Here is a 15,786-nt window from a genome sequence, read left to right on the forward strand (position 1 = left end):
TCTTACTCCCCAATTCGTTCAATAGTTATAGTAAATTGATGCCGTGTTAAACTTACAGTATCTCTCCATCCATTTATATTGAAAACAGTATCTGTTAAATAATTATCTCTACCTGTTGTAGAAACATTAACCTCAATATCTTGCGATGCAGCTATAGTAAATTCATTAGTTTTGTCATACCCACCATGCACAGTCGCTCTATACTTTCCTTTTGGTAAGTACACAAACATTTTTTCTGTACCCCTAATGTCATAAGGTACCTTTCCCCATCGCCATGTATTAAACAATACAGGGTTGGTTTGTACATAACTTTTAGCACTATTTGATGTACGTTGCACCACAAGAGCGGTTTTATCCGCCCCCAATCGTGCATAGTATGTTTTGCCCTCAACAATTACAGGCAATCGATTATCGCCTACATCTCGCAAGTTATCAGTCAGTCCAAATGTTAATGTGTCATTTCCTTTCTTAACTTTTAGATTAGGCATTATTCAACATACACCTCGTTTCCACCATTAGCACTCCACAATTTCAATCGGCTATTTAAGGATGTTTGAACCCTGCCCCAAGATTTCCATGTATTAGCCATGAACATTCGGTGGTATGTTTCACCATTGAACGCATGGAATGTTTGGTCTATCATCGCACCTTTGCCAAAGTTCATGACAATTAGCATCCCTTGTTTGTGGCTACGTGGTGGGTTGTTGGCACCGCCATCAAAATTGATTTCTATTGCCCCTTGTGTTGTGAACGTGTTCCAATCTGTCGCTGCCTCAACTTTAGAGTACGGAAAACCCAACTGGTCTACTTCTGTTTTCTTAATAAAGTTATCGTCTACATCCTTTTTATTATAAATTGCCGTTCCGTAATGTTTGGTGGTAAGTACTGTGAAACTATCTGTACCATCATAGTGTTTAAATTCCTTACCTTTAACAAACGTATTAACGGAGTTATCGCCAAGTTCTACGTTACCGCTAGTAGATACCTTAGCCATACCAACACCATGTCCGTCAGGTTTATAACCCTCGATTAAGGTATTATTAGCCATTTTAAGTGCGCCACTTAATGTACCACCTGCTAGTTTGAGATAATCAAGCGTTGCTAATCGTGCAGTATTGATTGAGTTTTCAAAGTCGTAATTTGGGTCACCTACATAAATATCTACTTGGTGACGTCTGTTTGGCTTTTGAGTTAGTACTGAAAAATAGAACTTGCCATTGTAGTAAGCGATGTCTTCGATTTCCGTTTCACGATTGATTTCAATGATCTGTTTAACTGTACCGAATGGTGTACACTCTACAAGACTTCCTAACGTTGCGGACATGATTGCGCCGTTTAGCATAAAGGCCCCGTTATTATTCATGTCCGGATAGATATAATCGACTTGGTACGTTTTGAGTTTTTTGAACTCATCATTATACAAATTGATAGTTCGTACTCTTTGGTTACCTGCAATAGGTACAATGGATACATAAGTCCTTGTAATCGGATCATAGTCAATGTTGAATACCTTTTCTTGCAATGTAATAGTATTTTCGATTGTCATAGTATCGGCATTCATAACCGTCAAATTATTGCCATTTTTTAGCCCATTTGCGATGTAAATCTTATTCGTATACCGATTATATGTCATCGTATTACAATGCCCTAGGCGTTCAGAATCCGTAAATTTATAAGCACCTACTTTTTCAAAAGTGTCTGGGTTAAGCTCGTAAAGAATTTGATTAGTACCTTCACCATTAATACAGGCAAGTACAAATACATTCTTTTTAGAATTGTAAGTAAACCCTTGGCATTGGTTCACTTCCGCATCATAAGTAATATTTTTTACAAACGCTATGTTTGATGCGCCTTTTAGCATTGGTGTTTCTGTTGGATAATACGGCTTGATATTGGTGTATACACCCATATCCATAACTGAACCCACTGTATTAAAGGTTAAATGTTCAGTTAGTTTGTATTGACCATTTGGCACTAATAAAATTTTATTAGCCAAATTATCATTAGCACGTTTAAATGCAGCCGTATCATCGGTGACGCCATCGCCAACTGCTCCGAAGTCTTTAACTGACACAATACCATTTAGTGATTCTTTTCCGATGTATTTAGCATCGGCTTCAGATTTGGTTACAATCCCTTTGCCACCGGGTATTGCTATTTCTTCAGCTTTAGCAGCTGCTACCTCTGCACGTTTGGCTGCATCTTCCGCTTTCTTGGCATTACCTACACTAGCTATTTGTTTATTATTAATATCACTCTTGATGGCATCAGCTTTTGCAACTAAATCATTGATATTTTTCTTATCGGTTTCTGTTTGTGCCGCATATGCCTTTGTGTTATCTGCTAATTTTTGTGTTTTCTCAAACGTATCAGCACTTTGTATAAGCGCTGTATTTGCAGTTGCTAATTTATCATCTACCGTTTGAGATAATGCATTAATATTGTCGTTAATGGCTGTTAGCTTTGTTGCATTGTCTTGCACTTCATTGGCTTTTTCCTCTGCCGTAGATGCAGCTGCAATTGCTTTTTTAGCAGCTTCAATGGAGTTATCTACAATATCACGTGTTACTTGATTTGGGTCTTCATCAGCGCCTACATTAATTTGTAATGTGCGATCTAATTGTTCTTTCATTTCCTGAAGAATTAGAATGACTTTATCACCCATACCTTCAATATGATTGTATGGCCATTTATTGGCTAGTTCTGTAGTTTGTGATATTGGTGTACGTCTGACTAAAACAACTTTATAAGTTGCTGGCAATGGTTCACCAATACTTGGATACGTTAAAGTTTTATTTTGTGCATCATATAAGATGTTCCCTGTTTGCGCTGTTTGCCGTCCGTCTCCATCAACTAGAATAAGGTTAATGTCTTTTATGTTGTTAAAGTCATATGGCCAAATAAAAGTCTTGTTAACCCCATCACATTGATATTGAACAACTGGATTGTTGACTTGTGGAATCACAATATCCCGCCTTTCTTTGCATATAAAGAGGACTACCTAAAACTAGGTAGTCCTTACTTTTATTTTTTCTTCTTCTTTTCTTTTTTAGTCTTTAAACGCTTGTCTAACAAAATTGACATGAATATATCTTCAATCTTGGCATCTGCATCAGTTAGCCCTACACGCAACAATGTCCAGAAAGCATCGGTTACGGTATCACTAAAACCAGTTACACGGTTAGAAACCTGACTGAGCGAACGGCCTACATCAACAATATCTTTATTGTCACTTGAGATAGCTTGACCGGTATCCCATAATTTCTCAAAGATACTTAATCCCATTACGGTATTACCTTTATTGTATGGACGTTCTCCTAAAATAAATTTCATAACCATAGTGGCTATATCTCTCACTAATGGAATACCCATGGTTCCTTGTTGTACAAATTCTTCGGCAAAAGACTTGGCGATAGATTCTGGATCATCATCGTCACCATTTGTCATGGCTTTGTAAATTGTCATACCAATTGCCTGTGATATGATCCCCCACCATAACACTCTTACAAAAGGCATCCAATCCCCTTTGTCTTTGCCTATATACCATGATTCAGCGATGATATTATACAAAGTATTAGCATACGAATAAAACGGAACAAATAATTGAACCCATTGATTCCGTGAACGTTGAATGGATGCTGCATCTTTAACATCACCACTTCCGAATATATCTCGTACTGCTCTGTCTCCTGCCTCAATTGCTTGTTGATTAATCCATTCAGTACTTACCCCTTCCTTAGATTGAAGTTCGGCAACCTTTTGATCATACGCAAATTTCCATACTGGTATGGATAATGCGAAGTCTGTTTCTGTGAGCAATCGGAATCCCATGTTATTAATTTCATCACGGATTTCAGCACCTTTTTCAAACTTGTACCCACCGATATTCTTATCATTAATGCGGAGCCCCTTTCCTTGGATGGTTAATCCCTTTTTAAGGTCTTTATCTAAAGTTTGAATACGTTCCCTCATGAATATGGATTGCTCCATAACAAAATCACGAGTATTATTGTAGGTTTCTGTACCATGACCATAGAATCCTACTCCTGCATGATTAACAGCACGAATTACATTGCCCGCACCAATACGATATACAGCAACAGGAATGTTTAAGGCATTTTGTATAGCAACTGATGCACGTCCAGCCATAATAGCCATTGTTGCATTATGTTTAAGGAACATTAAAATTTTACCAACATCATCCATCTTAGCCGCTTCATCCTTCCAATTATCACGAACCCAAGTTCGCAAGAATTGATAGGAATTCATTCCAAATTTCTCAACAATATAGTTTTGGAACTCTCTATTGGCTACTAATCGATTTACATCCGTCACAGCTTTTCGCATAGTTATATGATTGATTGACTCAGTAATCGCATTAGAAATGACATCAAAGTCTAGTAATAATGATTTATCCTTGACTACATCTAACCGGCTTTTAGTAGCGCTCATGCCAGTTCCTAATATCGCATTACTACTAACCATAGTTTTTGCAATATCTTCGACTTCCTTATCAGATATACTTGCATTGACTTCTGGATTATACACAATTGGGTAATACTGTCCAACGATAGTTCTACCACCAATAGTGAATGTGATGCCTTCTTCTTTCTTCAATGGATTCCCATAAAGTTCTTCTTGAACTTTGCTACGTTCAGTAAAGAAGGAGTTAATGTGGTCCCATGTCCGAATAATAAATTCCCAATCTTTATCGGTGAGGATTTCTTGAAAGGCTTTTTCCATTTCAACTTCAGTTACCTTGGCCGTTTCCATTGCCCGTTGTCTGTTACGTTCTGTACCCCAATTCAAAGCTAATACAATAACCTGTTCCTTGGTTAGATTACGCAATTCCCCAACATCGTACATATGCTTATTTCGGATGTTAAATAATTCACGCTTACCATACACAGAGGATACATCTTTTGCCAATCTACGCATGGACACTTCCTTGCGTTCATTAAAAGCTTGTGTTGCACGGCTAATCGGATTATAGATATATTTCACAGCATCTGGCCCTAATCGGCGTAAGAATGTTTCAACCTTGAGCAATGATAAATTGCCTTTATTAATAAGACCTGCAACGGCTTCCAAACCAGTTTGATTGTTTTGTGCGTTAAATACATTCCCATTAATTTTGCCAAATGTATCGATTGCTTCCGTTAATATGCCATCTACTGCATCATCAAATGTAATCGATTCACCTTTATCATTAAGAATGGTAGAGCCTTTATAAGCGTTGCGGCCATTCTTATACATGCCTGTCATTAATTCTTCCAGTGTGTTCAACTGACTCATTGTTAGATTTTTAAATGACATAGGTGTTTTACCATAAAATAGTTGTACAATCCATGGGTCAAGGAATGTAATACTTTTGTCACCTAGGATATCCGCATCAGGATCTAATGCATTAATAACAGCATTCATATCAAACCCATCTACTGGTTCCAGTCCGTCGTATTTAGTAAGTCCCATTTGGTATGCCATGTGCGCATAGAAATATCTCATATTAGGTTCAATAGTAATCGGATTTTTAGGGCGTGTCATTCTGTTGAGGTTATCAATCAACTTGGTCCTTAACTTCTTAATGCGGAGTGCATTGTCAAACGCAACACGAGCCCTCGCTTGATTTAGAAGTTGCAATTGTTTAGCTTGTAAAGCCTCTTCCAGTTTATTAACTGCCAACGCCCTGTCAGCACGTTTACCTTCTCGAATGGCTTGATTTTGATACTTCTTATACTGGCTAGCTTGGGATAAGGTCAAATCGCCTAATTCCTGTCTAGCACGGTTCATATAATCACTTATCACACCTACACCACTATCTCGGATAGCACGTACATTATTAATACGTTCTTGTAATTGTGCTTTTAGCTTTTCAATACGGTCTTGAGCGGAATCAAGTTCTTTTGATACAACACCTAATTCTTTAGCAACCTTTTCATTGTCACCAATTATTCGTTTTGCAATTGGCTCTAAATCAGATTCAATTGTTTCTGAATTAGGGTCAAGTCGATTTAACCTGTCGAGTAGTTCCCAGTTTTTAGCAAGGTCACGATTGGTTTGTGACTTAATGATTTTAGCTTCCTCTTCAGTTAATTTCATTTGACCATCTGAAGATAATAACCATTCCTCAGCAATTTCTATATTAGATTTGCCAATATGGTTATCTTCAATGAATGCCTGCTCGGCAGATTCCATAGCCTGATTAACAGCTTCGTCAAACGTAAATCCGGTTTGCTCACGTTCAGCAGTTTCTAATTCTTTTAGCGTGCCGTATCGAGTATTGGCTAATGCATTTTTACCGAATGCATTATAGCGTTGATGGTCTTTGTATATTGGGTACTGCTCCATTAAACGCTTTTCGATATCAGCTTGAATAGAATCTTTTTCATCGTTCCATTCTTTGATTGGACGACTTTCCAATTCCTTCATATACCGCTTCATGACACGTTCTTTCGCCATTTCCCCGACGTCGGCAATATATCCTTGAACCTTTGCTTGTTCAGCTTCATCGAGCTGTGTAAATAACTTGCTAGATTCAAATTGTTCAAGTGCCTGTTCTTTTGTGTAGGCATCTATATCTTCTTGGGTAGCGATCATACGCGCCATGATATCTTGTATTTCCTTAGGTGGCAATCCGCCTAGTCGTGTCACCGCACGATAGATACGAGTTAACCACTTTGAGAACATCCGGAATACACGTTGTAATCCTTTTGTAGGAGCATTCCCTTCACGAAGGTATGCTTCCCATCCACGAGCAAACTTTTCATGTGCCTTTGTATTGTCAGCACCTTGCGCATCATCCCATTCAGACCACTCTTTCAACTTGTTCCAATCTAGAACAAGTTGCTCTGGGGCATTTTCCATAGATGCTAGCTTTTGAATATCATCAAAGAATACATGACCCATTTCGTGTAAGAATGTACTTCTATCTGCAGTTTTGAAAATGCTGATAATGCGTTCACCATCTTTCATGATTTCGGTCATGCCGTTTATAGATTGGTTATACTTTTCAATGACTTTAATTGCTTTATCATCGAACACTACATAGCATCGTCCGTCTTGTTCTCCAACATAAGTAATGCCTTTAACGCCATACTCATTAAGATGTTCTGATGCTTTTTTTGCACCCCCTAAGGCTTTAGATAATGCCAGATAAAAATCTCTACCATTTATACCACTATCATTTAATAGTGTAGAAAAATCTTCTTTATACTTACCCCAATAAATTTCCCTATACTTTTTACTAGCCATACCATATTCTGTAAAAGCATTAAACCACATAGTATCTAGTTGATTTTTTACATCTTTTATACTATCTGGGTTTTCTTTCAGTGCCTTTAAATCAATGTTATATTTTTCAGCTAATCTATTTATAGTTCTCTGAGTAATTGTGTTAAGTTCTCCCTCGATATATTTATCAAGGTACTTATCTTTTAGTAAATTGTACTCAGTATCTAGTTGATTAAACTTACTACCTAACTCATCGATTCCTTTTTTAGCATAATGGTTAAACAAAGGACTATTTGTATATTCATTGATAAATACTTCTTTTTCTTGTTCTGGCAATGCATTAATTGCTGCGTTTAAACTTTGCTTTGTTTCTTTACTTAAAATATTTAATGACTGTTGTTCATCAATCATTGTTTTAGTATCTGGAACATCAACTTTAAATAATGTACCTTTATCAACATCATGAATTAAAGATAATTCACGTCTATATAAATCAGATACTTTCTTATCTTTAGCAAAATACAAACCCCAGCCATGTGCTTGATTACCCTCACCAGTACCAATAGCACCTAAATCAAATGTGTCAAAATCATGTGGTGAACCATGCCATGCTGATTGATAAAAAATATTACTATTTGCGTTTCTGTAGTTGCTTAAATCATTTTCATTTGGTATACTTTTATTAAAGTAACCACTAGATTGGTTTACTTGGTAAGGCAATTGGAGCCCGTTCCTTGTAAACCATCTAGTGGTTTTTTGTTCGTTTATATAGAGTGGTGGATTGTTTTTATCTGAAAAATTATTATAAAACCACGTGTTTGCACTAGCATTATCTTTAGGGTAAAAAGATTTTATTCTATTAATTGTAATATTATTTGCAACACTAGCTGATAATTCCAAAGCAACAATACTTTGCTTTTTGTTACTATCTGTAATTTCTGTCATAACCACAATCGAACCATTAACTGTTTTAGATGGGAAAATTGCAATCGGGTCTACCAATGCACTAGGCAATTGTTTCCACATTTTGTTAGTAACTGTCTTATGTTGATTGTTTTTGCCAGCACCTGTTTTCATATCAAAATATTTAGAAACATACATTTTGATTGGCAAATCCTTAACGCCTACGAGTTGCAGTACAGCTGGAGTGTCCATAACGCTAATTAAATCAGATCTTTTATAAGATGAAATATTATCTATAATTCTACTCCACTTTTTCTTATCAATACTTAATTTAAGTCTTGCATCTTGATCTAATTGATTATACCCTTTTTGGTTTTCTAATTTAGCATTCATGTTGATACGCACGCTATCACGGAAATAATCCATAGCAGTAGAACCACCACGGCCCATTTGTCGCATGTATTGTGCCATAATATCAGCATGTTGTGCCATGAGCAATGCATTGGCTTCTGCCGTATCACGTTGTTTACGGTCAACAGTTGCATCGCTCATTATGGATTTTAAAGACTGATACACTTCATATCCGGATTTGGATAATTGCATACGTAAAGCGATGTCATTATCTGCAAGTTCAAATAATGTATCTCGCATAGATTCTAGCGATTCAATTTGTTGGAGTGTATGCTCCATATCAGCATAATGAGAACCTGCTTGGTTAAGTGCTTCTGGATTATCAGCTAATGTACTTTGGGTACGAGCAAGGCTAGATTGATATGCCATTCGTCTGCGTTCCGCATTAGAACGTGGTGCTTTGCTATCGCCTAACCATGTAGGATTTACCCCAGTAGTACGTGCCGTTTCTAAATCGATATCCATAGCATCGAAATCACTTGTATATTGTTCCCGGTACTGTTCAGTAAGTTCCTTATACACATTATTAAACGTTTGTTTAATATGTGTCGGATCCGCAAGAACCACATCGAGCATTTCTTTATCTACATCAGATACTTCATCAAAGTAGCTACGGATAATATCTTCCTTAACATGCTTTGCACGTTTTCCAGTATCATCTTTAACAAGGTCTTTCATAGCATGGACTTCTTCTTTTGCACGTTCAAGTGTTTTCATAGAAAGACCACCACGTGTAAAGTAAGAGGATTCTTCTAATGCCTTAACAGTTTCTTCAGATAAGCCACCACTTAATTGCGCATAAGACCCGATAGGAATTTCAATCGGAGCATCAGCCGTAATCGCCTTAGTTACATTCTCTTGTGTTACCAATCCAGCATCTACCATATTACGAATAGCCGCTTGACCTTCTTCGGTTTCAGCCATTTCATTGACATTAATATAAGCGGTAGATACGCCTATATTATCCCCCTGAGCTTGTACGATTTTTCCATACAACTCAGGGTTTTCTTTTGCCAAATTGTTAGCGGCAGCATCGTTTTTAAGGTTCTGCATAATAACATGTCCATTACGATTTTGTTCTTCCATAACAGCCATGTGCTGTTCTTCTGGAGATAACTTTTGAAAGTCTTTAAAAGCTTTCATTGTGCGGGCACCACTAATGCCACCACCAATTACGCCAAATCCAACAACAGCAGGTAGTGCTTGCCACATAGCTTCACCGGCACCTACGAACATATCACCTGCAGAATATGGTCCCTCTTGATCATTCGATTTACGCCACAAATTATGCTGCAACTTTTCATTGACATCTTGTAGGCCTTCCTCAAATAGTTCTGGAGCGCCAGCTTTAATGGAAGACTTAGCCACTTGTGCAGCAGTTACGCCAATACCACGATTAAATGTCTCAGCTGCATTAGTAGTTCCTCTTGAAATGGCACTAGCAAGTGCGGACTTAGGAGCGATTTTAGTTGCTGCTTTACCGATTGTACGAGTCGCCACAAATTCAATGCTGGCATCGATAGCCGCAAATGACATGGCATACTCTTTTGCTTCTTCATTGGAATATACTCGATTACCTTTTTGGTCACGTTTACCAATCAATTCAAGATATTTATTGCCAAATGACATCTTATACATCTCGTATGCCATATCAGCAGAACCTAACCATTTAGCGCCAGTCATTGCAGTAGGTATAGCAGCAGAGCCACCACTAACTACACCGCCACCAATACCGCCAATTATACCACCTACAATAGCACCTGCACCGCCTTGCTTACCCATCATATAGATTTGACTAGCAGTTGAACCCAATACCTCTTGTAAAGGACTGCCACCATCTGGACGTCTATAATTTTGCAAGTTATTTTGTAATCGATTAACTTCAGCCGTTAATTCGCTAATCTTTTGTGGGTCAGATTCATAAGCTAAGGCGAAGCCAACATCGCCTAATTTCATCTGGTCATTCATTGCCCAAATGCTTTGTTGTAATGAATCAAATATACCTTTTGTATTCTTGATTGATTCGATATTGTTTAATGCTTGAATACCTTCAGCTTGCGAGCCATATTTAACTTTATAGAGTTCTGGAAACTCATCATAAATATCTTGTAAAACTTGGCCACGTTCAGCACGTCTAGACAAATAATCAGCACGTTCAAAGGCTCTATCATCGCCAAACATGACTGTATCTGCACCAATATTTAAAGTCTTAGCAATTCGCAAAGCTTCATTAGCACGTAATTGATCATTGTTATATAAAAATAATCGGTCTGTGTTACTAACAAAACTAGCAGGCAAAGCATTAGGTAAAGATTGTCCTAGTTGACCTATCGCTTGAAATGCATTACCTTGCTGCCCGAATGGGGAAATTGTTTCCGTTCCATCTGCATTTTTAATGCTAGTAGGAGTATTAGCAATTGTAGATAATGCATCCGCTGTGCTTTTTGCAATATTTGATACGGTGTCTATTCCTGAACCGATAGCTTGCCCAACTGGTGTTAACCCACCTACTGGACTAGACTGTATACCGGCATTAGCCGTAAAGGAACGTGGGCCTTGTCCGTATCCATGTATTAACGCTTGAAATTCCTCACGTTCTTTTTGATTAATATCAGCCATTTGTATATCTCCGTTGTAATGCATTATATTCTGATTCATAAATGTCTTGAGTAGAACCATCTTTATAGGTTACTCGGATATAATGATTGCCAATAGGTTCCGCATGAATAATCCCTATAGCTTGGTTACTTGCACCACTAATTGTTGCGGAATAATCGTCTCCGTCACCAAAGAATGGTTTGCTTGTACTACGTAATGTACTTGTTGCGACTGCAGCATCGAAGATTTCATCTTTTTCCGCATCTGTAGGTGGTCTATGATGTTTAACCTTAAATTCTTCAATACGTCCGGCCATTTCTTGTTTAACACCATATTTAAAACTGCCTGCCAATGTTTTGTCTTCTGGCATAACTGTAGCAAGTTTATATTCATATGGAGTTAAGTCAATGTTGCTAGCTTTCTTATTGTTATCATCGATTTCAAGTAATGATGCATCAAGTTCATCATCCATGATTTTATTAGGCAATACACGTTCTGCATATGCTCGTGTTTGTTCGTAAGTGTGAGATTTAGCGTACTGCTTAATTCCCCATTTTTCTTGTGCCGTCATCTTCAAACTTTTTTCATAAATTCTATCTAGCTTCGGTCTTTCGCTAGCCATTTTACCACTCCAATATTCTTGCTCTTCTGGAGTAGTTGCTCCTGCTAGTTGAACCTGTGCATATTGGAACGCACCGCTTACATCGCCATTGGCTATTTTTTGATTTAAGATTATTTGACCTGATTGTAAACGATCATTAATAGCAATCTTTCTAGTTTGTTCTTGCAACGTAAAATAATTTTTATATGCCGTCCTAGCCTCTTCTTCTGCTTTCTTAATTTGGTCTTCGGAATACTTAGGGCTGCCGCCGCTAGACATTGGGGCATTTCTCATTAAGCTCTTATAATGTTCTGCGCTTGCCGTATAATATCCACCAGCTTTTAATTTATCAGCATATTCATCTATAGATTGTGCATTGATAGCATTATTAGGAATGATATATCCTTTCATCCAATCATCAACAAACTCTTCATCAGAATTGTACATTTTATAATAATTTGTACCACCATCAGTCTGTTTGTTTTCTTCACCATTTGGTTCAACCTGTGTTAAACCTGCGTAATTGTGATTTTCTCTAGCAAGCCTGCTTAATTCACCGCCAACTGTACCTTCTGCATATAATTGTCGATATGCAATTTCAGTATTAATACCATATTTTTTATTAGCATAAACAGCCATATCCCATAACTGTTTGTTTTGACCAACTCCACCTTTAATGGCTTCTTCATTTTCAGTTTCCATCTTGGCTCTAACATACATGGCAGCACTGCTCATTCCTGAGTTTAAATCATGTCCATACATCTGATACAACTTAGCATGTGTATTATCATCATTAACTAATTTGTTGATGTTCATTTGATTAGACATCTTTTTATATGGAGTCAAAACACTTTCGCTAACTACACCACTTAATGACGATATTAGATTTTCTGTTCTGGTGGAATCGTTTTCTGCAACAGCCCTATCTAGTAAATACTTACCTGTCTCATCTGTATTAGCACGGATTTTTTCATTGATTTGTTCATCATCCAGTCCCAATTCCTTGCCAGTAGACCTATACAAATCACCCATCAATGTAATTGTTTTCATTTGGTCAGCCATGTTGTCAGAACGAATAGCAGAATCACGAAGATTTGTAATTTGATTTTGCGTAGCTGTACTTAACGCCGTTTCATATTGACCTCTTGAATATTTGGATATGTTATTGTAATCAGTCGTTTTAGACGTTTCCACAGCTTTCGTAAAAGCATTAATAGCATCATTTGTTCTGAATTTATATTTACCCATAATTTCCCGTTGTATCTTATCTACACCGGCATTATAGTCAGGCAATATAGATTGAGCATTCATTCCTTTACGATTCATCAGCCCGTCTTTATCATCATTCAACAGTTGGTTAGTACTATTATTGAACTCATTAATAGCATTGGTTACATCGATGTAATCTTTTCGTTTGTCAATTTCCATCCATGTATTTGTTGCCTCTTGTAAGGCTTTACTCATAGCATTTAAGCCACTTACATTACCACCATATGCCGTTTCATTACTAGAAGCCTGTGTGCTACCTTGAATTGTATTTAATTTTTGGGTTGGATCATAATTAACAAATTTCATATCCTACCTCATTTTATAATCACGCTTAACAGTTACGACTGGGCCTCTATCTGTATACCCTACAGGGTCACCACCATATGTAGTCTTCATCTTGCCACCTGCGTATTGTTGTTTAATACCATACATAGATGATGCGGCGCCAAGAATACTACTTACCATTGCCAATTTGCCTTGACGTCGTGCATTTTTAGCGGAAGCACGTGCGGCATTAGCTTCATTCTGATAGTTCATACCATTCAAATATTCGTTATAAATGGCATTGTTTTTATTCTGTTCCCAGTTATAGACGTCTTTGTTGTACTCATCATAACTGGACGCCATTAATTGTAATGGGGACCCTGCCATTTGCAACCCACCTGCTCCAGCTTCTGCTGCATTCGTACCGGCTACAAGACGCATACGATTATCCATCTTGTCCCGCTCTTGCAGCTGTTGCATAGCAATTTGTTCTTGTTTGCGGTCAGATATTCGCTTATTAGCCTCAGCCGCTTGTGCTTGGGCGTTGTACATCGAAACTTGAGCTTTTGTTTGTTGATGTTGCGCAATCATCCCTATGCCAGTGCTGACTGCGGTTAAGATTGCCGCTGCGGGTAAGCACATATGAAGTCCTCCTTCTTGAGAGTGAATAATTCTAAATCACCAACTTTTACAGTTGGATGAATAACGGCTCCAATCGATTCGAGCCATCGCTTTGTTTTAATGTTAGTTGTGTGAACGTAATTAAATAGCCATTCCCTAGTCTCTAACCATTCAGCAATAACTTGATTGCTTAACTTGATAAAACGCATCTGCCACCGCATATCGTTTTCTAATACTTTATTGCCAAGGAAGTATATCCCATACATTCCGTTAACTGGTTCTTTTGCAATCCCATATACGCAAATAGCCACATCGTCTTCTACGACGACATGGCTATCATAATCAGATTTGCATATTTCGGAACAGAAATCCTTGAAAGGGTATAAACGATTCACCTCTTTGACTTCTATGGCATCTATTGCCCTTAGATTAACTTCTAGGTCCTGAATTAATTTATCTCGCCGTGTAGGCTCAATTTCGTCAATTTTATAGTCCCGGAACATCTCTTAGTCCTCCGCCAATTTCAACAATACGAGTTATCGATAATAAATTAAATGGAAACGGATCACTATGCTTAATACATATCGATGTATCGGTTGAATAATTTATTCCCATTTTAGGTAGGATTACAGGCTTATCACCTGTAAACAATTCATTTGGTGGTAATGTAATATCATCCATTCTGTCAAATGTACGGCCAACTTTGCCGCCAAACGATTTATACATGCGAAGCACTACTCTTGATACTGTAGCAACTCGGCCTTGTAAAGTACCATCGTTTATTTGTTGTTCTACGCTAGGTATTTTAATTTTAGTAGTGTAAGGCAAACCAACAGTAATTACATTTGCTTTGCCATCCAATTTAATAACACCAGTTGGTGGTACTACCCTAGATGGCATCTGTTGTCCATCAATTACTATGTCTACCATTTGCCCTACTAAATGAGGTGCGTTGATGTAATCAGTCTTAATTGAATTAGCGACTTTAACATAGCAATCTAAGAACACATCGGAGTTATCTTCTGTATACAACGGAATACTACGTTCAATGCATTTCACACTCTTATTATTAATCACACGATCCACAACAAAATAGATTGTGTCTTGCTCACCCTCTGCTACACTTTCTACATATCGATATTTACCATTCGTTACAAAGTGCGACCATCCATACACTTTTTGTTCTGGGATATAAGTTAAACAGTTGAGTTGCCCATCATCTCGAACGTAATAAATAATACTGTCAGGGTCTTGTGCATAAGCACTTGTTACTGCCAGATGACCTTTAACCAATGTTTTAACAAACAATGTAAGGTCTTGCCCTGTGTAGTTGTCGCTCTCATAAGAGTAACCCATATCACGAACAGTACCGCCACGCTCTTGAACAAACACGCACCGATTACCTATGAATTGAGGTTCACACGATAAGGCCCCTCGTTGGGTTTGTGTTTTTAAATTGCAGTTGGTAGGCGTAATGGTTTTATCACCTCTTACAATCCACTCATTACCGCTTGTAAGAATGATTAGATCGTTAGCTGGTACGAGATGACGAATCTCACACATCTTGCGATTAATAACCGGCAAGGTGATTGCACTATCATCTGTGATAGTGCCTTCCACCTTTTCGACACCAAAATTTGGATAATCACCAGTACGGCTAAACCATATGAAGTTAGGCTTGCTATCAGTAGCAGCAACTACAAATCGGTCTTGATAGAATGTACAAAGTTTAGGATAACCTCTGCCTCTATTCCAACTGCCTAATTTCCATTGGTAGCTAGGCTCACCCTCTTTAATACCATTCAGAACATTAACCTTTGCATTCTTAGCATCAGTTACGCTTTTAATCTCAACGATACCATATTGAGTGAACGGCATAATAGATAAGT

Annotated in this window: 7 protein-coding genes; all 7 read right to left on the reverse strand. The window is 37.7% G+C overall.

Annotated features, from left to right (window positions below; translation table 11 throughout):
- Nucleotides 1-2: 2 nt before the first annotated feature.
- On the reverse strand, nt 3-488 hold the full coding sequence (locus tag RWO85_RS05850; RefSeq protein WP_314360165.1) for a hypothetical protein: 486 nt from the start codon (nt 486-488) through the stop codon (nt 3-5).
- Nucleotides 488-2,965: a glycosyl hydrolase family 28-related protein gene (locus tag RWO85_RS05855; RefSeq protein WP_314414637.1), complete on the reverse strand. Its 2,478-nt coding sequence runs from the start codon at nt 2,963-2,965 to the stop codon at nt 488-490. Before RWO85_RS05855 ends, RWO85_RS05850 begins: the two co-directional genes overlap by 1 nt.
- Nucleotides 2,966-3,024: 59 nt before the next feature.
- Nucleotides 3,025-11,163, reverse strand: coding sequence for a hypothetical protein (locus RWO85_RS05860; protein WP_314414638.1), 8,139 nt, complete (start codon nt 11,161-11,163; stop codon nt 3,025-3,027).
- Nucleotides 11,156-13,318, reverse strand: a complete 2,163-nt coding sequence (locus tag RWO85_RS05865) for a hypothetical protein (RefSeq protein ID WP_314414639.1) — start codon at nt 13,316-13,318, stop codon at nt 11,156-11,158. The genes RWO85_RS05860 and RWO85_RS05865 overlap by 8 nt, the downstream gene beginning before the upstream one ends.
- A gap of 3 nt (nt 13,319-13,321) precedes the next feature.
- A complete protein-coding gene (locus RWO85_RS05870; RefSeq protein ID WP_314414640.1) occupies nt 13,322-13,918 on the reverse strand; it encodes a hypothetical protein in 597 nt (198 codons plus the stop codon).
- On the reverse strand, nt 13,891-14,400 hold the full coding sequence (locus tag RWO85_RS05875) for a hypothetical protein (protein ID WP_314414642.1): 510 nt from the start codon (nt 14,398-14,400) through the stop codon (nt 13,891-13,893). The genes RWO85_RS05870 and RWO85_RS05875 overlap by 28 nt, the downstream gene beginning before the upstream one ends.
- A partial coding sequence (locus RWO85_RS05880; RefSeq protein WP_314414644.1) for a hypothetical protein occupies nt 14,384-15,786 on the reverse strand: 1,403 nt, incomplete at its 5' end. The genes RWO85_RS05875 and RWO85_RS05880, both read right to left, overlap by 17 nt.

It is taken from the genome of uncultured Streptococcus sp. (assembly GCF_963521865.1).
GTDB lineage: Bacteria > Bacillota > Bacilli > Lactobacillales > Streptococcaceae > Streptococcus.